The organism is Veillonella sp. AF36-20BH, from assembly GCF_003602765.1.
GTDB lineage: Bacteria > Bacillota > Negativicutes > Veillonellales > Veillonellaceae > Veillonella > Veillonella hominis.
In genome coordinates this window covers 237,850-262,489 of record NZ_QTLR01000001.1, presented here as the reverse complement: position 1 = coordinate 262,489, position 24,640 = coordinate 237,850, and the positions used below count along the sequence as shown (strand labels likewise).

Genomic DNA, 24,640 nt, shown 5'->3' with positions numbered 1-24,640 from the left:
TCGGTTATCAGGACTTTTGTCAACACTATACTACAATATTTTTAATAAATTCTTCCTCATTTTTTAATATGGTAGATTCCCTATGTCCTGGCTCAACAATCAAATCCTTGGACAAAGTTAAAAGATATTTCAAACTCTTAATCAAATCAGCTGGATCACTTTTATAATTATCTGTATTTCCCACATTTTGCTTAAATAAGGTATCACCAGTAAATAGATACCCTTCAATTTCTAAACAAACCGATCCCGCACTATGCCCAGGTGTATGATGAACTAATATATCAAAAGGATCTAAATTTAATTGCCCCTCTACTAAATCATTACAATGTGTATACATTTTTTTCTTATATACACTTGGTCTCCGTCGAATTAACTGTAACAACTCTTGATCTAAAGGATGTAAATAAGCGGGAATATTATAATGTGTACACACTTCATCCAAGGCTGACACATGATCACAATGACCATGTGTCAATAAAACTGCTATGGGTTCAGAATCTGCAACCATATCAATAATATGGTTACAATGAAAGCCCGGATCAATAATTATAGATTTTCCCTCTTTGATAAGCACATAACAATTTGCTTTATAAAGCCCTAGAGGACGTTTTATAACTTCCATATAGTTCCCGCCCTCCTATAGAATACGATATCGTTTAGGAACCTCTTTTTTAATAAAATACCCTTCCCAAAACTGAGGGTGAAGCATAACTAAAATCGTAAATAACTCCAAACGACCTAGTAACATGTCTACAATAGCAATACATTTAGCAGTATCCGGCATAACATTAAAGGAATCAGTAGGACCAAAGCCACCAAACCCTAGTCCTACATTGCTAAGAAAGGCCGTAACCACTTGCATAGAATCATATGTATTAAGACCAGTACAAGTCATTAGAAAAACAGATATCACATAAATCATTAAATATAAAAATAAAAATTGATGTGTCATCTGGATCCATTTAGTAGGCATCGGTTTGCCATTAATACGTACTACTTGAACCATATCAGGATGAATTGATTTTCGCAGATAAATTATAGAACTCTTAATCAAAATAATAAGTCGTATAATTTTTACACCGCCCGTTGTAGAACCACTACAACCACCAAAAAATGTACAAATAAATAACATCATCTGTGCTGCAGCAGGCCACAAATCATAATCACTAATAGCAAAACCACTACCAGTTTGAAGCGAAACTAAATTAAAGGCAGCATTTCTAACAATCTCTAAAGGACTAGAATAGCTAGATTGTAATGCTAGAGATATTGATACAATGGCAATACCAATAAACACTACAAGCCAGTACATACGTGTTTCAAAATCATTAATTAAAACGCGAATTCCTTTTTGAAGTGCATTGTAATACACAGAGAAATTGCCACCAGCAAGAAACATAAAGAATATAAATACGAAACAAATATAATTACTTTGTTCATAAATAAAAGCCCCTGCTGATGTCGGTGCAAATCCACCTGTGGCAATAATAGAAAAGGCATAGTTTAACGCATCAAAAGGTTCAATGCCGCCAGCCCACAGCATAAGAAAGCAAAGAGCAGTAAAGGCAATATACAACTGCCAAAGCTTGGTGGCCATTGATTGAATACGTGGCATTACAACGCCAGGCTTTGGTACAGATGCCTCTGCATTAAAGAAATGTGCTGCATCTGCTCCTAAATTCTTTAAAAATGATAAGATAAGGACGATGATCCCCATCCCTCCAACCCAGTGCATAAGACCACGCCACAATACAAATGTGTTTGGTAACGCATCAACACTATAAATAATAGTTGCACCAGTTGCAGTAATACCCGAAGTGGCTTCAAATAAAGCATCAAAAACATTAGTCAATATGCCACTCCCCAAAAAAGGTAAAGCCCCCAAAATAACCGTGAATATCCAAGTAGAGGATACAACTAAGAACCCATCACGAATACTAAAGCTTTGACTTTCACAACCGTAATAAGATAAAAGCGTCCCCAAAACTAAAGAAAGGCTTGTAGTTATAAGGAATGACCAATATGCAGTTTCAAATACAACACTGTATATAAAAGGGATTAAAGTAAAAACCCCAAATATATAGAGTAGTCGACCCACTAAGGACATAACGATTTGAATTCGCATAGCCCCTCCTTACTAAGTAAGATATTTAAGCAATTTGCTTACCGATTCAGGTAATGTAAAGAGAACGATATGATCACCATCTAAAATTTGAGTATTACCACGAGGTACGATAGCTTCATTTTCCCGTAAAATTACACCTACTAAGGCCTTCCCAGGTAAACGTATATCTTTCAATTGTTTACCTGCCACAGGCGATTCATTGGTAATTTCAATTTCGATAGATTCGGCTTTACCACCTTCAAAGGTGGAAATAGATACAACCCCTTCTCCACTTCGTACAAAGCGCAAAATTTGACTTGCTGTTAATAAACGTGGAGAAAATACAACGTCAATACCTACTTGCTCCATCAGCATAATATATTCTGGCCGTCCCACACGAACAACGGTTTTTGGGATGCCCATATGCTTACCTACGAGTGCTACTAGTAAATTAAGTTTATCGTCATCAGTTAGAGCAATAATTACATCACTATCAGCAATTTCCTCAGCTTCAAGCAAATCAAAATCAGTGCCATCTCCATTGATAACCATAGCTTTATCCACTTGATTTGCCAGGTTCTCACAACGGTCAAAGTCTTTTTCAATAACCTTCACAGAAAAACCAGCTTTTTCTAGTAATACAGTTAAGTTCCGACCTAAGAGACCTGCCCCAATAATGACAGCCCGTTTATAGAATGTATTATAATTATGGAACCAAAGGTTCTCCACTTCAGAAACGGACTCTTTCAAACCTAGGAAAAATACACTATCATCAGCCTGTAATCGACTTTCACCATGAGGAATAATCATTTCACCATAGCGTAAAATACCAACTAACAGAACACCTTCAGGAAAGCGAATCTCTTTTAATGGCTGTCCTAATAGAGGAAATTCATTATTCAATTTGAATTCCATAAGGCGCACAGCACCCTGTCCGAACTCCTCAACATCTATAGCTGATGGTGTTTCTAAAATTCGTAATAACTCTTGAGCTGTAACCATTTCAGGATTGATGAAGAGATCAACACCTAATTGAGCTCGTATTTCCTCATCCATATGTTCCGCCACACTATTATCGCGAACGCGTGCAATAGTCGTAGGAACACCTTTTATTTTTGCTACCGAACAGGATAGCATATTAACCTCATCTGAATCAGTAACAGCAATAAACATACCAACATCAGACATATCGATTTCATTCAATAATTGAACATCACTGCCATTCCCTAGAACTAGACTAACATCTAACGTATTTTCAAGATTATGAATGCGTTCTGGAGAACGGTCGATGACATATACATCATGATCATCTTGAATAAGTCGTTGTGCTAATGAATAACCAACCTTACCAGCACCTACAATGACTATTTTCATTGACTTTATTCCTCATCTTGGGACTCATTATTAGCAGGCGGTGTCCACTGCCGACCTATGTCGGTAAGTAATGTCCACCCCTCCTCTTGAACAATCTTTTTCTCTTTCATTAAATGCCCCAAAGCACGTTTGAAGGCAGATTTGCTAATGTTAAATTTATCTTTAATCAACATAGCAGAAGATTCATCACTATAAGGCATCTTACCCCCACGATTTAACAGGTACCCCATGATAATATCTCCATCTGAAACAAGAGCCTTTTCCTTTGTAGGACGCATAGAGACATTAACGCGACCATCATCACGTTTGAAAGTAATACGGCCTTCAATCATTTCCCCTACTTTTAACTTTCTCGTCATTTCGGAACGATGCAAAAAGGCAATCCAACGCTCAGGGGTAATAAAAAAAGCCCCCTCACTAGTTAAATTATAGATTGCCCCCTTTACAAGTTGTCCTACCATAGCTTCTGTTGCAGCTTTAGAAGCACGACGCATTTCATCATCTACATCCATGGATACCGCCAAACGACCGGATTTATCAGTATATAGACGAACCCATACTTTTTCACCTACCTGAGGTCTACCACGCATCTCCGCATGAGGCATAAAGATACCACGTTCTGTACCTACCTCAACAAAACAACCAAAATTTGTAGTATTGATAACCTCAACATAACCAATTTGGCCAACCTTCATGGCTGGTAGACGCATAGAGGCAGTTAAACGACCTTTTGGATCTCGATATAAAAAAACCTCGACTTCATCTCCGATAGCCACAGGAGCAATTTGTTGATCTTTATGAAGCAATATATCATCATTAGTATTGCCAGTTTGACCATCTAAAAAAGCACCTTGATCACTAGTACGCAACACTTTTAATGTGGCAATTGTATTTTCCAACAATTCTGTAGCCATATTATACTCCTTCAAATGGAACTCGACCAGCATCATTCCACAATTCTTCTAGACTGTAGAATTCACGCAATTCATCACCACCAAAGACATGACAAATTATATCGCCAAAATCCAATAAGATCCATTCACCTTCACGATAACCTTCTCTATGCTGTACTGTTATACCTAATTCGGCTGCTTTATCTTCCATTTCATCAGCAATACTTTGAGATTGCTTACTATTATTTGCACTAACAATTAAGAAATAGTCGCCTAACATAGAAATTCCTTCTAAATCAAGAATCTCAATATCTCTCCCCTTTTTATCAAATGCAGCTTGTGCAAGCTCTAATACGATTTGTTTAATATCTTCTTTCTTTTTCATTATTTAGCCTCTTATCTTATCGCTTACTACCGCTCTCCTCACCAGGTTCTGTTGGCTTTGTAATAGTGCCACCATTATGTTCTGATTCAGGTGCAACCTTCGACGTACTATTAGTTGGTGCAGATATAAATTGTGTCATTTCATTAGCTGGCAAATTACCCATTGTTATCCCTACTAAACGTTGAGCTTCCGTAGGGTTTACCTTCCAATAAGTCGTTTCACCTATAAGCTCTTTTTCTCCAGGAAGAATATAGAAATGAATTTCTTCCTTATTAATTTTGCTCGCATTGTATACCAACTTAATAGCATCTAAAGTAGAAATATTACTATCATAATGATCCCAAATACGCCAAATATGCCATGCATTTGTTAAGAAAAATGCATTATGTTCTTGTTCCACCCACAATTTTAGGAATCTTTCTTGTCGTTGCACACGAGTAAAGGTATCGTGTTTAGGATCTGAATATCGTAAATACGCTAAGGCATTATTACTATCTAAAGTTTGGTAACCACGTCGCAAATCAATATCTATATTGCCTTCTGCATCAATATGTTCCATCGGTTGTTCTACATAAATTTGCTGATTTCCTAACACATCATTAGTTTTCTTGAAGGCAGTTTGATTAACTACTACATAGTACGGGATTGAAATATGGAACATATCCTCAATAACAGCTTTAGTAAGTTCAATGCCTCCTTTTTCATAAATACTATTTAACATAGTCGCATCGGTTTGATCACGATTATCGATTTTACTATTACTTGGAATGCCGATAACGTCCATCGTTTTTTGATCAAGGTTTACAGATAATAGGAATAGACTATCACCTTGACTAGGATTATTGTCATCAGTGCCGATAACCAAAATATATAAAGGTTTATCTAAGCCTTTTTGCTCTACTGATACAGTATTTGCGTCCTGTTTATTTCCACTATCTGTCACGGCTTCAGTAGCTTCAGTAGTTCCTACAATTGCTCTATATGCATAAGATACACCACTATATATGCCATACCCTATCCCACCGAGCAAAGTGAAAACTACAACAATAGCCAAAATAACTCTAGGCCACTTCACAGATGGCTTTTGTTGACGTCTTTTTCTACGTCGGCGAGCTCTTGCACGTTCACGTTCGTCCATATAAAAACTCCATTATTTACAAGATTTTAATACATCATTACGACCAAGAATGGTCAAAGGATAAATTGAAAGATGTTGCTCAATAAGGTGGTTAATAGTATTGTCAAAACCAAGCAATACAGCCTTATTTAGATCTTTTTTAGCCACATTTCGAAGTTCATCAACACCTGGAAAATCACGATTGGGTTCAATATAATCTGCTAAGAATATAACTTTATCTAATTTAGACATTCCCACCTTACCAGTTGTATGAACACGAATAGCTTCTAAAATCTCTGAATCGGTTATAGAGAACTCAAGTTTAGCTCGAATCATACCTGCTAATCCATGTAAAAGATTACCATTGGCTAATAATTCTTCATCAGCTTTGTAATTATTCTCCTTCACCAAATCTTGCATCTCTTTCAAAGGCATTTCTTTAGCACAATCATGTAGCAATGCCGCTAATCGTGCTTTTTCTACATCAACATTATAAAGTTTAGCCAACTGAGTTGCGGATTCAACAACACCTAGAGTATGCTTAAAACGTTTTTTCCCCATCCATTGGCTTACCCTATGTTGTATTTCATCAAACGATAACATCATTTATTCCTTCCCATATATATGGTTTTCTTCTATATAATCCACTACACATTTAGGCAACATATAACGAACGGTCTTTCCAGACCGTAAGCGCTCTCGTAAATACGTAGCAGACAATTTCATTTCAGGCACTTCCATAACATGTATTTTTTCACGTGCTTTAGATCCTAACTCATCCAAAGTAGAATCAATAGCACTTGATCCATCTGGCCTAGTAGCTCCAATAAAATGAACCTCATCTATAAGTTCATCTATAAATTTCCAAGTCGGTAATGCACGAATAGTATCAGTCCCTGCAATAAAGTAAAATTCAACAGTAGGACCATATAGTTTTTTAAAATATTGAATCGTATCAACGGTATACGAAGGGCCTTCTCGGCGCATCTCTACATCAGAAATTTCAAAATTTGGATTATCCGAAACTGCGGCCGCCGTCATAGCATAGCGATGATGACTATCAATCACATCATGTTGCTTATGTGGTGGAATACGAGCAGGTACAAAGATAACCTTTTCTAAATTAAAGCTTTCACAAGCCACCTCTGCAATCATTAGATGACCTAAATGAATGGGATTAAATGTTCCACCAATTATACCTATACGACGTTTATCTACCATAATGTGGTCACTCCCTTAATGACAATGACACAAATAATGATGAATATGAGCAATGCTTTTATATAGGATATCCATTCATATCGTCCCTTTGGTGTTTGAATATATCTATAGTATGCCCTTAAAAAATAATATAATTTCTTCACGTCCGTACTTGGCCTTCTCCAAATACAAAATATTTATAAGATGTTAGAGCCTGTAACCCCATAGGACCTCGAGCATGGAGTTTTTGTGTACTAATGCCAATCTCAGCACCAAAGCCAAACTCAAAGCCATCTGTAAAACGTGTAGATGCATTATGATACACAGTAGAGCAATCCACTAAATTCATAAACACATTAGCACGCATAGGTTCATCTGTGATAATAGCCTCAGAGTGATGTGTAGTATACCGATTCACATGATCAATAGCTTCTTCAAGATTTTCAACGATACGCACATTTAAGTCCATATCATTGTATTCTGTGCTGAAAGACTCTTCTGTTAGAGGAATTGTATTTACCATATATTGAGCTACAGCCTCATCACCATGAATACGAACACCATATTCTAGTAGTGCTATATTAAGGCGTGGTAAAAACTCTCTAGCCACAGCTTGATGAACTAGTAAGGTTTCCATAGAGTTACATACAGATGGACGTTGGACTTTAGCATTGACTGCAATTTCTAAAGCCATCTCTAAATCAGCAAATTCATCAACAAAGGTATGACATACACCGCTACCAGTTTCAATAACAGGGATACTACTATCTTCTACAACACGACGAATAAGTCCAGCACCCCCACGTGGAATGATTACATCAATATATTCCCGTTGTTGTAAAAGTACTCCAACCAGATCTCGATCAAGCACCTCAACGAGTTGAATAGAGTCACCATTAATACCTAACGACTCTAAGGTATTCCGCATGATAGACACGATGATTTGATTCGTGTGAAATGCCTCCTTACCACCTCGTAAAATTGTAGCATTTGCTGTCTTTAAACAAAGAACACCTGCATCTATGGTTACATTAGGACGGGCTTCAAAGATAATACCAATTACACCAAAAGGTACGGATCGCTTTTCAATAATCAAACCATTAGGACGAGTGATTGTTTCTATAATGGAACCTACAGGACTTTCAAGAGCAGCCACTTGACGCACCCCTTCTGCCATTAAAGCAATGCGACTAGGTGTCAAAGTCAATCGATCTATCATAGTTCGAGGTAAATTATAGTCAACAGATTTTTCTAGGTCTAACTCATTAGCCGCCATAATTTCATCTGTTTGTGCTTCTACAGCATCAGCAATTGCTAACAATGCAGAATCTAAAGTTTCTTGGTCGAGTTGGGCTAATTCAAAAGATGCCGTTTTAGCTCTCTGGCCCATATCTTTACAAATTTTTTCATACTGGTTCATAGGATTTCCTCAGTGTAATAAAACTAGATTATTACGATGTACAGCCTCATCATAGGTCGTATTAATACCCAGAATCTCGGCTATATCATTTGTATTGTGACCTTTAATCGCCTTCATATCATCAATACTATAATTAATAAGTCCACGACCAATTTCCTTATGATCATGATAAATGGAAATTGTATCACCAGGTCCAAAAGTCCCCTCTACTTCAATAATACCAGCGGGCAGAATGCTAGCACCCTTATCTAAAACAGCGCGAGCACACCCGTCATCAATCGTAATGGAGCCTTTTAATCGTTTACCAAAAGCTAACCAATGATGTTTACCAGATAAACTTGCATCATGGGCTTCAAAGAGTGTCCCAATTTGTTCACCCTTACATACACGACGAACAGAATCCTCTACTTCACCTGAGGTAATAACCATTGGTACACCAGAATTTGTTGCCATATGAGCAGCTTTAATTTTTGTATACATACCACCCGTTCCCATATTAGAACCAGCACCACCTGCAATAGCATAGGTTTCATCGTTAATTTCAGAAACAGTTTCTATCAAAGTAGCATCTGGATTAGTGGCTGGGTTAGCTGTATATAAGCCTTCAATATCTGACAAAATGATAAGTAAATCTGCATCTACAATACCTGCAACAGTAGCAGATAATGTATCGTTATCACCGATTTTAAATTCTTCGATAGCAACCACGTCATTTTCATTAATAATAGGAATAACGTTAAGTTGCAATAAAGTATGTAATGTATTACGCAAGTTAAGATAACTATGTCGTCCAGTACTATCCTCTTTCGTTAAAAGAATTTGCCCTACGGTTCGACCATATTCTCGAAACATGCGCTCGTACATATGAATGAGAATACCTTGACCTACTGCAGCAGCTGCTTGTTTTAATACGAGATCTCTAGGCTTTTCTTTAAAGCCTAAAGGGGCAAGACCTGCACCAGTAGCACCAGAGGAAACAAGAATAATCTCTTTACCTTGGTTAGCCAAATCTGATAATTGGCGCACTAATCTTTCAATACGCTCCAAATTTAAATGTCCGTTAGTGTAACAAAGCGTACTGCTACCAACTTTGACTACAATTCGTTTTGCATTAACGATGGCGCTGCGCATAGACTAACCTCCTAAGGTTGAAATTCTTAACTACGATGTATACAAATTTTTATGATCTACTAGATATAAAATTATTTTGGCAAAATGATTTTAGGTTCTTTTTTAGCTTTATATAAAACACCATTAAAACCAATCACTTGAACTAGTTCAGCGCCAAGCATATCTGCTAAGTCTTGAAAAATTGTCTTATCTTCAGGACTATTATTATGTAATTTAACCTTAATAAGCTCACGTGCTGTAATCGCTGCACGAGCACTATCTATAACGCTATCCTCTAAACCATTTTTACCAATTTGGACAACCGGTGGTATTGTAGCCGCCAATGAACGTAAATACCGTTTTTGTTTTCCTGTCATTATTACTCCTACTCTTGGAAAGTAAAGCGCTGATCGCCGATTACAACTTCATCACCGTCTTTACAGCCTTTTTCCTTCAATTTTGCATCAAGCTCCATAAAGCGCCAAATGCGTTGAAATCTACGAAGAGATTGATCATCGTCAAGATTTGTCATAGCTACTAATCGTTCAATACGTTTACCAGTAATGTAGAAAGCAGCATCATCACCACGAGTAATGACAAATTCTACATCTTGTTTTGCTTCGTATACAACTGTGTCATCATTTGCTTCAGGCTCTGGTTCGTAGTTTTCTACATAGTAGTAAGCTCGTTCCATAAGCTCTGACAAACCTTCACCACTTAAGGCGTTAATGAGAAATACTTCATAGCCTTTATCTTCAAAATATTTTTTTGTTTCGGGAATCGTCGTGTCATCAAAGACCATATCGATCTTATTGAGAGCTACAATTTGTTTCTTATTAGCCAATTTTTCAGAGTATTTACGTAACTCTTCATTAATCGCATCAAAGTCGACCTTAGGGTCTCGGCCTTCCATACCAGATACATCTAGAACATGAATTAAAATATTCGTACGTTCAACATGACGTAGAAAATTGTGACCTAAACCTACACCTTCACTAGCCCCTTCAATAAGGCCCGGAATATCGGCCAAAACAAAGCTACGATCTCCAGAAATTGTAACTACCCCAAGTACTGGTGTTAGTGTAGTAAAGTGATATGCTGCCACCTCTGGTTGAGCTTTAGATACTTTTCGCAAAATACTAGATTTACCAACAGATGGATAACCTAATAAACCTACATCAGCTAATACTTTAAGCTCTAATTGTAACCAGAATTCTTCACCAGGTTCACCCTTTTCTGCAAAGGTTGGTGCACGGTTAGCACTAGTTTGGAATCGAGCATTGCCACGGCCGCCACGACCACCTTTGGCAATAACAAAGGTATCGCCATCGTTGACAAGATCGCAAAAGATTTTTCCTGTTTCCTCATCTTTAATTACTGTACCCAATGGAACTGGAATGATAAGAGGATCGGAACCTCGACCGTGCTTATTAGAGCTTTCACCATTACCGCCAGCTGGTGCCTTAAACTGACGTTTATATCTAAAGTCTACAAGCGTATTAATATTCTTGTCAGCTTTAAAAACAACATCCGCACCTTTACCACCATCACCACCACTAGGGCCGCCATTTGGAACGTATTTTTCTCGACGGAAGCTGGACATACCATCCCCACCGTCACCAGCTTTAACAAAGACGCGCGCTCTATCTATAAACATAATTTAACTCCTATGCATTATTGCTGTAATAGCTCTAATGCTTTTTTAATTTGAATATCATCTAATGTACTAGATGGATGTACACCTTTTGGTAAATCGATTTCTACATCAGGTTTAATACCTGTTCCATCAATAACACGATCACTTGGCGTGTGGTACTTAGCAATAGTTACTTTAATTCCTTCATCATCTAAACTAGGGAAAATAGTTTGAACGGTACCTTTACCATATGTATTAGTACCTACGATAGTGCCTAATTTACGATCTTGAACAGCCCCTGCTATGATTTCTGATGCACTAGCAGAGCCCTTATTAACTAAAACAACCAATGGCATAGCTACATCAGGTCCATCTGACTTATAAGTATCCTTTTTACCTGATCGATTTTGTACTGTTACGAGTGTACCTGGAGGCATAATATAGTTAGATATCTTTTCAGTAGTAGATAATAAACCGCCTGGATTATCTCGTAGGTCCAAGACAAGAGCCTTCATACCTTGAGATTGAAGCTCTTTATATTGAGTGGCAAAATCTTCTGCGGTATTTTCTGCAAACTGACTAATACGAATATATCCAACTGTGCTAGTAAGCATTTTACTTTTAACAGTAGGCAAAACTATGGATTCACGAGTGATATCAAAATGCAACTTTTCACCATTACGTTCAATATCTAGAGATACAGTAGTACCAGCTTCGCCACGAATACGAGAAGATGCTTCCTCTACCGGAATTTCAGTAGTGGATTGTCCATCGATAGCAATAATGTGGTCTCCAGGTTTAATTCCAGCTTTAAAAGCTGGTTGGTCTTCCATTACGCTAACTGCATATAGACCTTTATCATCAGTACCAAGGACCATACCAACACCAGCATATGTTGCAGATGTTTGCATTTTCATAGATTTATATTCTTCTGCATTTAAATAAACACTATGCGGTTCTCCCAAAGAGTCAATTAACCCCTTTAGCATACCATCATAAAGGGTAGTTTTAGCCATAGGTGTCATAAAAACTTGACTCGCAGTATAATAGGCTATAAATAATCTTGGTAGCCCCCAGAATGAACCGGAAAGATACCAAAATGTAAGCCACATAATAACAATGCCAGAGCCTATATATTTCAATAGACTCCATAACACTGTACGTGTATCAAATTTCATATTATAAATATCCCATAGGATCCACAGGATCCCCACTTATACGAACTTCAAAATGTACATGTGGCCCTGTACTATTACCTGTGCTACCAGCATAGGCAATAACTTGACCCTTACCTACATCTTGCCCTTCAGAGACAGCAAGTTCAGAATTATGTCCATAAAGAGTAGACATGCCATTACCATGATCGATAACTACGGCATAACCATAGCCACCCATCCAACCCGACCAAGCAACAGTACCACCATCTGCAGCATGAACAGGTGTACCTTCATCAACACCAATATCAATGCCAGAATGATAAATTGTAGTGCCCCAAATCGGATGTGTACGATAGCCATATGGAGAGGTAATTTCACCACTTACAGGCCACCCAAGTTGACCAGACCCTTGTACCCAAGAGTAAGTTGGTGAAGATTGTTGAGCCGCTGCTGCAGCACGAGCAGCGGCACGCTCTGCTTGACGTGCTTTCAATAACGCTGTAATCTGTGCAGAAGATGCATTTAATTCTTCTACTGCTTGCATTGCTGTAGCACGATCATTTTGAGCCTTTTGAAGAACTACCTCACGTTCTTTCTTCTTTTGCTCTATTTCAGCTCGTTTTGCCGCAGCTGCTTTTTCAAGCTCAACTAGTTTTGCGCGAGACTGTTCTAGTGCTTGCTTTCGAGCCGCTATTTCAGCGCGCTCTTTTTTGATTTCCTCAATTAATTTAATATCAGAATCAATAATTCGTTTTAAAATTTCTAAACGATTAGCAAAGTCTGTAAAATCTTTAGATCCAATAACTACATCTAAGTAACTTAAACGACCATTAATATAAATATCACGTACACGCTTATAAAATACGGCTTCTCGCCCTTCTAGTCGCTTTTGTGCTTCAGCAAGTAATTTTTCATTCACTGTAATATCATTTTCAACAGCTATACGTTGTTGTTGAATAGAATCCAATTGTTGCTGAGCCTGACGTAATTGTTCTTCGATTTGACGTAACTGTTCGGATACACTGACTATTACAGTTTCAGCATCTGCCTTTTTAGCATTTTGTTGATTAACTTGTTGTTGAATTGAATCAAGTTGATTTGTTAAATCTTCGTCCTCTGCAACGATGTATAATGGTGTTCCCAATACCACTATACCAGTCAAAATTACCGCTACGAAGCGAGATTTAAATATACTATTATTCATAAACATTACACCTTCATGTATTGTTTCAAAGAAATAGTACTACCAATAGCACCTACTACTATGCCGCCACCTAAGATATAAAGGGCTACATCATAGAAGAATGGGAACATTGGTACTAAAGGGAAGAATGCTAATGATTCAGAAACTTCCATTGTGATGAAGTGATAAAATTCACCAACGCAAAGAACGGCAATGATAGCACCAATTAAGCCTAACAACATGCCTTCAATCAAAAATGGCCAACGAATAAATCCATTAGTAGCACCTACATATTTCATGATTGCAATTTCTTTACGACGTGCGAATACAGTCAACCGAATTGTATTTGAAATGATGAATAGTGTTGCAGCTGCTAGGAAAGCAATCAATACAATCCCACCAATACGAATTACTTGCGTAATGCGGAAAAGCTCTTCTACAATATCTTGACCATAGTGTGTACTTTCTACGCCTTGGAATGTCGTAGCTAATTTTGCAGTTGCTTTTACATCGCTAGGATTATCAAAGGTTAACACATATGAGTTAGGCAACGGATTTACATCACCTAAAGCATTCACCAATTGTTGCTGATCACCAAGGCGTTCTTTGAACTCCTTCATAGCTTGCTCTTTATTAACAAATTCTAAATGCTTTAAGTTAGGTATAGCCTTAATTTGCTTTCCTACTGCCATAATTTGATCAGTTGTTAAGCCATCCTTTAAGTAAATACTTAACTGTACTTGATTTTCTAGACTGGATGCCATGTTATTCAAATTAATGACACCACAAAGGAATACACCGAGCATAAATAAGGATAAAGCCACTGTAGAAATGGACGCTAATGTCATAAGTCCATTACGTTTCATAGACTTCAGTGCTTCTTTAAAATAGTATTTTATCGTTCTAGGCTTCATTAATTTCTGCACCTCTCATATTATCACTTTGAACACGGCCGTCTTTTAAACGAATAACGCGTTTATTCAAGTATGAAACAAGATCCATATTATGGGTAACCATAATAACGGTAGTGCCGAAATTGTTAATATGCTTAAACAATTCAACAATATCCTTACTAGTATCAGGATCAAGGTTACCAGTAGGTTCATCAGCAATTAATACTGTTGGGCGATTAACAATTGCACGCGCAATAGCAACACGTTGTTGTTCCCCGCCAGAAAGATCCTCTGGTAAATCATTAGCCTTCTCAGATAAACCAACAAGGTCTAATACATGACTCACCTTTTCTTTAATAATTTTTGGTTTTTCTTCAATAACTTCAAGAGCAAAAGCAATATTCTCTGCTACCGTTTTATTAGGCAATAATCGGAAGTCTTGGAATACAACGCCAAGCTTTCTCCGCAATTTAGGAATTTTACTGCGCTTCATACGCGTAACATCAAAGTCATCAACAATGACAGTACCAGCATCTGGCACTACCTCATGTGTTAATAACTTAAATAATGTTGATTTCCCTGCACCACTGTGACCACAAACGAGAACAAATTCACCATCGTTAATGGTTAAACACACATCGTCTAATGCAACAGAACCATTATCATAGACTTTACTAACATTCTTAAATTCAATCATGGGATCCCCTTTGATTATTTACGAGCGATTACACGTTTTACGGCTTCTACAATATCATTGGCAGTTAAGCCATACTTTGCCATTAGTTCTTTTGGTGTTCCACTCTCCCCAAATGTATCTTGGACACCAACGAATTCCATAGGTACAGGCTTATTAGATACTACTACTTCAGATACAGCAGAACCGAGGCCACCAATAATATTATGTTCTTCAGCTGTAACGATAGCACCAGTTTCCGCAGCGGCTTTTATAATTGCTTCAGCATCAATAGGTTTAATAGATGCCATATTAATAACACGTGCAGATATATTAGATTCAGATAAAGTTTTAGATGCCTCTACAGCAGGTCCAACTAATGCACCACAAGCAATAATTGTAACATCAGAACCATCTACCAAAATAGTAGATTTACCTGGCACAAATGAGTAGCCTTCTGTTGTTACATCATCTACACCAGCACGCCCCAAACGAACGTATACTGGGCCGTTATAAGATGCAGCCCATTCGATAACAGCCTCTGTTTCACGCTCATCAGCAGGCACCACTACAGTCATATTTGGCAATGTACGCATACAGGAAATATCCTCTAAACTTTGGTGCGTTGCACCATCCTCACCAACAGTAATGCCCGCATGTGTAGCACATACTTTCACGTTTAATTTAGGATAGCATACAGCATTGCGAATTTGTTCAAATGCACGTCCTGTAGCAAACATGGAGAAAGATGATACAAATGGAATCTTACCTGCCGCTGCAAGTCCAGCACCAACAGAAATCAAGTTTTGCTCTGCAATACCTACGTTAAAGAAACGTTCCGGGCACACAGCTTTAAATGTATCTGTTTTAGTAGATTTGGATAAATCCGCATCTAGTACGATAATATTAGTATTCTCTTTACCAATGCGAGCTAGCGCATTACCATATGCTTCACGTGTTGCTTTACCCATTATTGCACCCCCATAATTTCATTAACAAAGGCTACACCTTGCTCTTCACTTGGTGCTTTACCATGCCAGCCTGCTTGACCTTCCATCTCTTCAACGCCTTTACCCTTTACAGTATGCATGATAATACATGTTGGGCCTTCTGTGAAAGCTTTCGCAGTTTCAATAGCATTATGAAGCTCATCAAGGTCATGACCATTAACTTCAATAACATTCCAATTGAAAGCTTTGAACTTTTCTGGAATTGGTAATGGAGAAAGAACTTTAGTAATATCACCATCAATTTGAAGACCGTTAAAATCGACAAAAGCTGTCAAATTATTCAGTTTATAAAAGCCAGCAAACATTGCAGCTTCCCACACTTGACCTTCTTCAAGCTCACCATCACCAAGAATAGAGTATACACGGTAATCTGCATTATCAATTTTGCCTGCCAATGCCATACCACAAGCCGCAGAAATGCCTTGTCCTAAAGAACCTGTAGACATATCTACACCTGGTGTGTGTTTCATATCAGGATGGCCTTGTAACATATGATTAATTTTACGTAAGTTCAAAAGTTCTTCTTTAGGGAAATAACCTTTTTCAGCCAATGTAGCGTATAGTGCAGGCGCTGCATGACCTTTAGAAAGGACAAAACGATCTCTATTAGGAGCTTTTGGATTTGCTGGATCTACATTCATCTCAACATAGTACAACAAGGCCATCACATCGGCGATGGATAATGAACCACCTGGGTGACCGGATTTCGCTGCCGTTACAGACTGTACAATACCAACGCGAATAGCTTTTGCCTTCTCTTGAACTAATTGTTTAACATCTTGTGTTAATGTAGCCATAGAGACCTCACTTTCTGGATAAAATCCAATATATTAATAATCTTTAAGTAATGAAATAGCAATTTCTGCATTGCGTTGGGAATCTACACGCAATGATTCAATGCGATCATAAGATGCTTGATACTCCTCACGAGAATTCAACAATTTATGACACCATTGATATAAGGCTTCTTCACGCAAATGAGTCATTGTGCCAATAGGCTCTTGACCAATCATATGTAAAAAGCTTGTAATTTTAGGATCATAGGAAATACCAATAACTGGTTTTCCCATTAAAGAACTAAAAACTAAAGCGTGAAGACGTATACCAATCATGAGGTCCACATTTCCAGATAATGACACTTGTTGCTCTGTAGAGAACGGACCTTCTAGCACAATAGCGCCATTCGGCATATAGCTGGCAATGATCTTAGCCTCTTTTGTATCCTCAGGATGTGACATAGGAATAAAGATAATTTCCACATTATCTTGTTCTTGTAATCTGCTCAATACATTAGCTAAGGATTCTCTATACTCTGTATCCTCTTTCCAACTACGAACCGCCACACCAATTCGTTTACGTTGTTCATCTGCTTCAGATATTTTAGATATATACCCTTTCAGAATATGAGAGCCAATTGAAAGATCTGCTGGTTGCATGGCCAATACCGCATCTGCAGTAACTTCTACATCTTCAATTCCCAAAGAAACTAGTTCATCCTTTGAAATAGAATCTCTAACTGTAATAGTATCTACAAAACGCAATACAAATCCAACGGCACGACGTGTTGATGAACGATTTAAAGGACCAATACCTTGGGAGTATAGCATTACTTTTTTCCCAAGCAACTTTGCTAACGCCATAATACTTAAGTAATAGTAAGTATTGCGAATACTAGTAGCATCTTGTAATAAACTACCACCACCACTAATAACAAGATCCGAATGAGCAATTGCTTTTAAGATACCCAATGCAGAAAATGTACCTACAGCATTAATATTATGCTTTTTACTAGTCTCTTTAGGATTACCAGAAATTACAGTAATATGTGCATCAGCCTCTTCTTTACGAATAGCATCGATAATAGCACAAAGCATGGCCTCATCACCAGCATTACCAAAGCCATAATAACCAGAGATAACAATATTACTCATGGTCAACCTCCCTAGCTTGGAACCATTGTGTTACGTACATCATAAACCGTACTGCGATGATAAGAAGCACTCCAAAAAGGGCGCCAATTAACAAACCATCATAACCACGCATGATGGACATGAACACTGGCGTTCTAAGATGACAGAAGGTTTCAACCATCGAAGCAATGCCAATAACACCAGCTAGAGTTAACAAGAAATGAATTACTGTAGGCCACTTACGCATGAACGCAAAGGTAGCTAGCATTAAAGCAGGATGACCAATAATGAACTCTTTTTCACGCGGTCTCGCATACATTGTATTTTCAAGAAAACGACGTAGCATAAGTTCAAAGCCTGGTACAGGAACACCTGCAGTGTGTCCACTACGGCCAACAAATACCCATACTGCACCACCAAGTGCTGCTATTATAAAGAATACATATAATTTAACATCCATAGTTAAGAATTCCACTACAAATGTTTTCGCTTCTTCTTTGGAATTAATCATGCGGCCGTTCCACAATGGGAATCGTTGAAGGTACGCAATAATAACTAAAATAATTGGCAGAACAAAGGTCAACTTAACACCTCTAAAGAGAGCAAACTCCATAAAGAATTTCGTATTGCCCAATAAAGATGCGATATACATTCCGCCAATAGCAGCAAATAATGCAGCAATTACAAGATATAATAAGGCAAGAATCGTAGACTTAATGGCACCTAATGGACGTGCACCATCATAACGGCGCCACTCTTCCATCAAGCGTATCATAGCACCTACAGGAGCCATAATAGCACTAGATAGAGCCCATATTTGAGTAATTAAGGTACCACTTGTAAGAATAAATACAACAATGGATGCCAAAGAAATTCCAAAAAAGGCCACAAGTTGCGTATGCTTAGACATTGGTAACATCATTTGTAGAACATATACAAAAAGTGCTATAGCCCCGATCATTGTAATAACTACTAATAATGGATTTGGTGTATAAGCAGGATAAATATCCGCTGGACCAAATTCATAACCTTTTACAGCCAATTTCTCTGTAGCTATGTTAATATAGTTGATTGTAGTCTGTAATACAGTTTCATTATTTATACCTGTTTCATACATCGGAAACAAGTTAAAACGAATATTTCGCTCTATATCACTAATGTAAAAGCGTTGTGCCGCTTCTTCAGGGGTAATTTTCTTTAACTCCTCTTTAGCGATAGTATACACACGACCTACACTATAATTATTTTTGGCCGCCATTTCCAAGAAACCTTGTTGTGGCTCATACTGCAACTGATTTACAGCTTCGATACCAACTAGTGGAATATGGTTTTTATTTAGTAATGCTAATGTTTCATCCGTTAAATTAGGTGCACCTAGAGCTTCTTTACCAGCAAAAATCATCCCTGTTACATGAGGAATGCCTTCAAGTCGTTTAAATACATATTGAATATCTTCAGATGTTACGTTTCTATAGTTTGTTGGACGAACGATAACATTGAAACCACGATCTACAACCTCTTGTGCTTGCAACTTTGAAATACCAAGATTCATCTTTGCATAGCTATCTGCTGTTGCACCATACAATTCAAGAACAGGACCAATACTTGTATTAAGCTCTTTCACCTTGTCCTTGCCAATACGGTGGTATAAATCCTCTCGAATTTCTTTATAATAACCTTCTTTACCTGAAATTAATGCCACATAAGTCGCCCCAGGTTTAATCGCAGCGCCATTAACACGAACAGAGTCCATCTCTTCAGAGCTTAATACTTTAACTTGGCCCGCATCTTTTGCTTTTTCTAACGTGCGATCATAAATAGCAAAAGCAGTCACACCAGCATTACGTAATGCATCAAAAGCTTCTTGTTGACTACGCTTTTCAAAGGCGCTGGCTCGTAAAACTGCATCATAGTCTACAATATTTTCAATATGATTTTGAGATTTCTCAATCTGATGGCGTTCAAATACTAAGTATAAGGAAGATAAAAGACCTATAATAATACAAAGTATAAGAATCCATGAGTACTTACTTTTTTGTGCGTTCCGATGATTCACGACAAATCCTTTCTAGTTGAGTACAGGTTTAACTTTAATGAGAATTTCACCATTATCAACAGTTAAACTTTCCGCTTTTACAGGAATTGGAAAATTGTTAAAGTCATAAATTTGAGTACTTTCTAACACATTAGATGTCATACCAGGAATTGTAGCACCATTTATGGTGAACTTTTTAGGTGAAAACAATAATGTATTGCCCTTTAACTCTAAATTCCCATCTAATTTAACATCCCCTTTAAACACCATGCCTACATTCATTTTACCGGTTAGGCTGATATTATCTTTACTAATGTCAACTTGTACGTCTTGAATATCACTACCTGCTTCATTACTTAAGAAAGTCCCTAAATCAGCTTTATTAATAGTCCCATCAATACTAGCATTCCCAACACTAACGATATCAATTTGTTGACTAGCTAATAAAGAAATTGGATTAACAAAAATTTGTTTAGCATCAAATCGGAAGCTAGCAAAATTCAATTTACCCAGTTTAATATTCTCCAAAGTGCCATAAACACGATCCACCTCACCATATAAAATTTTGAAAGCAGGTTGAGCCTCAACATTTACTGTTTGAGCCGTTGGTTTCAATGTTTCATTTAATTGACTTTCAATACGAGAGCCAATAAAAGATGGTAATAAAAATTGGGATGCCACTACAAGAGCAATAATTAGCACTAATAGGAATAGTAAAAACTTTTTCATAGTATCTCCTAAATTGTTAAGTTAGCCTCTTTTTTTAAGAAACCTTCGATAAATGGGTCTAAGTTGCCATCCATAACAGCTTGAACATTACCAGTTTCTACACTAGTACGATGATCCTTAACAAGATTATATGGATGGAATACATAGGAACGAATTTGACTCCCCCACTCAATTGCTTGGTAGGTACCTCCAATCTGTTCTTTAAGTTCAGCTTGCTTTTCGAGCTCTAACTCAAATAGTTTCGCCCGTAACAAACGTAAAGCTTGTTCTCTATTCTGCATTTGAGAACGTTGTGTTTGGCATTGTACTACAATACCTGTTGGCTTATGGGTCATACGAACAGCAGAATCGGTTTTATTAATATGCTGACCACCAGCGCCACTAGCACGATATGTATCAACTTGAACGTCTTTCATATCGATATTAATTTCTACAGTATCATCGATTTCAGGCATTACATCGACAGCAGCAAATGATGTATGACGTCGAGCCGCGGCATCAAATGGTGAAATACGAACGAGACGATGCACACCTTTCTCAGACTTCAAGTAACCAAAGGCATTTTCACCTTTAACAAGGAATGTAGCAGATTTTATCCCTGCTTCATCACCAGGTTGTTCATCCATTAACTCGATGGAGAAGCCAGATTTTTCAGCCCAGCGCAAGTACATGCGAATTAACATAGAACACCAATCTTGTGCCTCCGTCCCACCAGCACCAGCATGAAATGTTAAAATAGCATTATTTGCATCATATTCACCACTTAACAATAAAAGTACTTCTTGCTTCTCCAAGGTTTCTTCTATTTGCTTAACATATTCCTTGATTTCACTCTCCATGGAGAGGTCATCTTCATCTATAGCCATTTCAAGCATCACATTAGCATCTTCAATATCACTAACAAGTTGCTTATAGCTTTCTACAGCATTTTTTAGTTGTGTGGCCTCTTGAGAAATCTCACGAGCTTTATCTGGATTATCCCAAAATGTAGGATCACTCATCTGTACATCAAGTGTAAATATTCGGTCTTCCTTCTGAGCGATGTTAAAGTGAATCCCTCATCCCATAAATACGTTCTTCTAGATTAGAAATAATCGGTTTTAAATCTTCTAACAATTTATGTTCACCACCTTTAGTTAATTAGCCTATTACATCAATAAACTATTACCTTAACAAAATAGAAAAATGGCCGTTGCCCAGTGGAAATCCCTTTGAGCAACGTGCCATTCACAAATCTTAATCTATGTTTTGTGGCTCCAACACATCTTCATGATGGGATTGTGCACCTTCTAAGTGATCAACTGGTTCTTCGATTTCTTGAATCAATTGTGCACGAATTTTATATAATGCCATGATTGTCTCATCTTGAATAGCTGCAATCATGTTTTGGAACATATCGAAAGCTTCAAACTTATATTCTACCAACGGATTCTTTTGACCATATGCACGGAGGCCAATACCTTCTCGTAGCATATCCATATTATCCAAATGTTCCATCCATTTATTATCAACAACGCGCAACATAATCGCCTTTTCAAGTTGACTAAACATAGCCTCTCCAAGCATATCAACGCGATCTTGATACTCTTCATGAGCAATTTCTAATAAGCGTTCTAATAAGTCTTGACGACTATATTCTTCCATATCTTGAGAAGACATAATCTCCTCTGTTAAGAAATATTGACTTAAATGTTTATAGAGACCTTCATAATCCCATTCTTCTGGATAGAGCTTTTCATCAGCATAAGCATCTACAGATTCGGTAACAAGCTTGTCAATCATTTCATTAATTGTTTCACGCAAGGATTCGTTACGTAAAATACGACGTCGTTGTTCGTATAATACTTCACGTTGTTGATTCATAACATCATCATACTCGAGTACATATTTACGAATATTATAGTTATGATCCTCTACTTTCTTTTGAGCACGTTCAATAGATTTAGTAATCAAAGAATGCTCGATAGGTTCATCCTCTTCCATACCAAGTTTATCCATGATACCTGTAATATTGTCAGCACCAAAGATACGCATTAAGTCATCTTCTAATGATAAGAAGAATTGAGAAGAACCAGGATCCCCTTGACGACCAGCACGGCCACGTAATTGATTATCGATACGTCGGCTTTCATGGCGTTCTGTCCCCAAAATTGCTAAACCACCTAGTTCTGGCACACCTTCTCCAAGAGTAATATCTGTACCGCGACCAGCCATATTAGTAGCGATTGTTACCATTCCCATTTGTCCAGCAGCTGCAACGATTTCTGCTTCTTGTTCATGATGTTTAGCATTCAATACTTTATGAGGTACACCTGCACGCAACAACATGTCTGAAAGTTCTTCAGACTGTGTAATAGATGTAGTACCAATCAGAATAGGTTGCCCTATTTGGTGGCGTTCTACTGCATTTCGTACTACAGCACGATATTTAGCAGCTTTAGTTTTAAAAATTTGATCAGGCAAATCCATCCGGATTAAAGGCTTATTTGGTGGAATTGGTATAACCTCTAATCCATAAATATCGATAAATTCTTTTTCCTCTGTTTTAGCAGTACCTGTCATGCCTGATAATTTATCATACATACGGAAATAGTTCTGGAATGTAACAGATGCTAAGGTTTGGCTTTCGCGTTCAACTTTCAAACCTTCTTTAGCCTCAATAGCCTGATGCAAACCATCAGAGTAACGGCGTCCAAACATCAAACGGCCCGTAAATTCATCGACGATAACAACTTCACCATCTTTAACCACATAGTCTGTATCACGATGCATCATAGCATAGGCACGCAAAGAAGCACCAAGCAAATGATTCAACTCGATATTTTCTGCATCATATAGGTTTTCAACACCAAGCATTTTTTCAACCTTTGCGATACCAGAATCTGTAGGGGCAATAGTTTTTTGTTTTTCATCGATAACATAGTCTTCATCTTTTATAAGGTGAGGAACAATTTTAGCCAATTTATAATAATTATCAGTGGAACGTTGACCAGGGCCTGAGATAATTAATGGTGTTCTTGCTTCATCAATAAGAATGGAGTCTACTTCATCCACAATGGCATAATTCAATGGTCGTTGTACCATTTGAACAACATCGGTTACCATGTTATCGCGTAAATAGTCAAAACCAAACTCATTATTTGTACCATATGTAATATCACACGCATAGGCTTCTTTACGTTGATTAAAGTCAAGATTAGCCACAATAAGACCCGTGGAAAGTCCTAAGAAATTATATAAACGTCCCATTTGCTCGCTATCACGAGTCGCCAAATAATCATTTACTGTTACAACGTGTACACCCTTACCGGTCAATGCATTCAAATATACGGGCAATGTAGCTACTAATGTTTTACCTTCACCAGTACGCATCTCCGCGATATTACCATTATGAAGGCAAATGCCCCCCATTAACTGTACATCGAAATGACGCATGCCTAAAACGCGTTTAGATGCTTCACGAACTACAGCGAATGCTTCTGGCAATAGGTCGTCTAACGTTTCCCCTTTTTGCAAACGACGTTTAAACTCATCAGTTTTTGCCACTAAGTTAGCATCACTTAATTTAATATAATTAGGTTCAATTTCATTAATATGATCTGCAATAGCACGCATTTTTTTAATTTCTTTTGCGTTATTATTGCCTAATAGCCTTTGTAAAAAGCTTAACAAACAAATCACTCCTCTACGGGACATCTTACATTATTTTATCTAACTTATTATAACGAAAAAGCCTTGAATAGTCAAAGAATTCAAGGCATTTCAAGATTATTTATAATATTATTTTGGCAAAAAAGGTGGATGACTATTT

General features: G+C 37.5%; 23 protein-coding genes. All 23 read right to left on the bottom strand.

The window, feature by feature from the left end:
* Positions 1 to 25: 25 nt before the first annotated feature.
* A complete protein-coding gene (locus tag DW000_RS01280) occupies positions 26 to 622 on the bottom strand; it encodes an MBL fold metallo-hydrolase (RefSeq protein WP_021148086.1) in 597 nt (198 codons plus the stop codon).
* 15 nt (positions 623 to 637) lie between these two features.
* Positions 638 to 2,125 (bottom strand): TrkH family potassium uptake protein, encoded by a 1,488-nt coding sequence (locus tag DW000_RS01275; protein ID WP_120054740.1) that lies wholly within the window; start codon positions 2,123 to 2,125, stop codon positions 638 to 640.
* A 12-nt stretch (positions 2,126 to 2,137) separates the two neighbouring features.
* On the bottom strand, positions 2,138 to 3,478 hold the full coding sequence (gene trkA / locus DW000_RS01270) for a Trk system potassium transporter TrkA (protein WP_008713810.1): 1,341 nt from the start codon (positions 3,476 to 3,478) through the stop codon (positions 2,138 to 2,140).
* Positions 3,479 to 3,483: 5 nt separating this feature from the next.
* Entirely contained in the window at positions 3,484 to 4,392 is a 909-nt protein-coding gene (locus DW000_RS01265; protein WP_024061794.1) for a S1-like domain-containing RNA-binding protein, read from the bottom strand.
* Position 4,393: 1 nt separating this feature from the next.
* Positions 4,394 to 4,756 (bottom strand): ribosome silencing factor, encoded by a 363-nt coding sequence (rsfS, locus tag DW000_RS01260; RefSeq protein WP_021148083.1) that lies wholly within the window; start codon positions 4,754 to 4,756, stop codon positions 4,394 to 4,396.
* A gap of 16 nt (positions 4,757 to 4,772) precedes the next feature.
* Entirely contained in the window at positions 4,773 to 5,894 is a 1,122-nt protein-coding gene (locus DW000_RS01255) for an LCP family protein (protein ID WP_021148082.1), read from the bottom strand.
* Positions 5,895 to 5,906: 12 nt separating this feature from the next.
* Entirely contained in the window at positions 5,907 to 6,476 is a 570-nt protein-coding gene (yqeK, locus tag DW000_RS01250) for a bis(5'-nucleosyl)-tetraphosphatase (symmetrical) YqeK (protein WP_004693186.1), read from the bottom strand.
* 3 nt (positions 6,477 to 6,479) lie between these two features.
* Positions 6,480 to 7,094 (bottom strand): nicotinate-nucleotide adenylyltransferase, encoded by a 615-nt coding sequence (gene nadD, locus DW000_RS01245; RefSeq protein WP_004693184.1) that lies wholly within the window; start codon positions 7,092 to 7,094, stop codon positions 6,480 to 6,482.
* Positions 7,095 to 7,233: 139 nt separating this feature from the next.
* A complete protein-coding gene (locus tag DW000_RS01240; RefSeq protein ID WP_004697040.1) occupies positions 7,234 to 8,493 on the bottom strand; it encodes a glutamate-5-semialdehyde dehydrogenase in 1,260 nt (419 codons plus the stop codon).
* A 9-nt stretch (positions 8,494 to 8,502) separates the two neighbouring features.
* Positions 8,503 to 9,624, bottom strand: a complete 1,122-nt coding sequence (gene proB / locus DW000_RS01235) for a glutamate 5-kinase (protein ID WP_004693178.1) — start codon at positions 9,622 to 9,624, stop codon at positions 8,503 to 8,505.
* Positions 9,625 to 9,695: 71 nt separating this feature from the next.
* Positions 9,696 to 9,980, bottom strand: coding sequence for a ribosome assembly RNA-binding protein YhbY (gene yhbY / locus DW000_RS01230; RefSeq protein WP_004693176.1), 285 nt, complete (start codon positions 9,978 to 9,980; stop codon positions 9,696 to 9,698).
* A gap of 8 nt (positions 9,981 to 9,988) precedes the next feature.
* Entirely contained in the window at positions 9,989 to 11,260 is a 1,272-nt protein-coding gene (obgE, locus tag DW000_RS01225) for a GTPase ObgE (RefSeq protein WP_004693173.1), read from the bottom strand.
* Between the two features lie 17 nt (positions 11,261 to 11,277).
* On the bottom strand, positions 11,278 to 12,417 hold the full coding sequence (locus DW000_RS01220; protein ID WP_008600791.1) for a S41 family peptidase: 1,140 nt from the start codon (positions 12,415 to 12,417) through the stop codon (positions 11,278 to 11,280).
* A 1-nt stretch (position 12,418) separates the two neighbouring features.
* Positions 12,419 to 13,606, bottom strand: coding sequence for a M23 family metallopeptidase (locus DW000_RS01215; protein ID WP_120054739.1), 1,188 nt, complete (start codon positions 13,604 to 13,606; stop codon positions 12,419 to 12,421).
* Positions 13,606 to 14,493, bottom strand: coding sequence for a permease-like cell division protein FtsX (gene ftsX, locus DW000_RS01210; RefSeq protein WP_004693167.1), 888 nt, complete (start codon positions 14,491 to 14,493; stop codon positions 13,606 to 13,608). The genes DW000_RS01215 and ftsX overlap by 1 nt, the downstream gene beginning before the upstream one ends.
* On the bottom strand, positions 14,483 to 15,169 hold the full coding sequence (ftsE, locus tag DW000_RS01205) for a cell division ATP-binding protein FtsE (RefSeq protein ID WP_004693165.1): 687 nt from the start codon (positions 15,167 to 15,169) through the stop codon (positions 14,483 to 14,485). The genes ftsX and ftsE overlap by 11 nt, the downstream gene beginning before the upstream one ends.
* Before the next feature lie 14 nt (positions 15,170 to 15,183).
* Positions 15,184 to 16,116: a transketolase family protein gene (locus DW000_RS01200; protein WP_004697368.1), complete on the bottom strand. Its 933-nt coding sequence runs from the start codon at positions 16,114 to 16,116 to the stop codon at positions 15,184 to 15,186.
* On the bottom strand, positions 16,116 to 16,952 hold the full coding sequence (locus tag DW000_RS01195; RefSeq protein WP_012864276.1) for a transketolase: 837 nt from the start codon (positions 16,950 to 16,952) through the stop codon (positions 16,116 to 16,118). Before DW000_RS01195 ends, DW000_RS01200 begins: the two co-directional genes overlap by 1 nt.
* A gap of 33 nt (positions 16,953 to 16,985) precedes the next feature.
* A complete protein-coding gene (gene csaB / locus DW000_RS01190) occupies positions 16,986 to 18,086 on the bottom strand; it encodes a polysaccharide pyruvyl transferase CsaB (protein ID WP_004693157.1) in 1,101 nt (366 codons plus the stop codon).
* On the bottom strand, positions 18,079 to 20,121 hold the full coding sequence (locus DW000_RS01185) for a DUF5693 family protein (RefSeq protein ID WP_120054738.1): 2,043 nt from the start codon (positions 20,119 to 20,121) through the stop codon (positions 18,079 to 18,081). The genes csaB and DW000_RS01185 overlap by 8 nt, the downstream gene beginning before the upstream one ends.
* Before the next feature lie 12 nt (positions 20,122 to 20,133).
* A complete protein-coding gene (locus tag DW000_RS01180; RefSeq protein ID WP_004697145.1) occupies positions 20,134 to 20,829 on the bottom strand; it encodes an LmeA family phospholipid-binding protein in 696 nt (231 codons plus the stop codon).
* 8 nt (positions 20,830 to 20,837) lie between these two features.
* A protein-coding gene (prfB, locus tag DW000_RS01175) for a peptide chain release factor 2 (RefSeq protein ID WP_012864272.1) occupies positions 20,838 to 21,945 on the bottom strand; the annotation gives its coding sequence in 2 pieces (ribosomal slippage) (positions 20,838 to 21,887 and positions 21,889 to 21,945; 1,107 coding nt in all).
* A 120-nt stretch (positions 21,946 to 22,065) separates the two neighbouring features.
* Positions 22,066 to 24,501, bottom strand: coding sequence for a preprotein translocase subunit SecA (gene secA, locus DW000_RS01170; protein ID WP_004693148.1), 2,436 nt, complete (start codon positions 24,499 to 24,501; stop codon positions 22,066 to 22,068).
* Positions 24,502 to 24,640 lie beyond the last annotated feature (139 nt).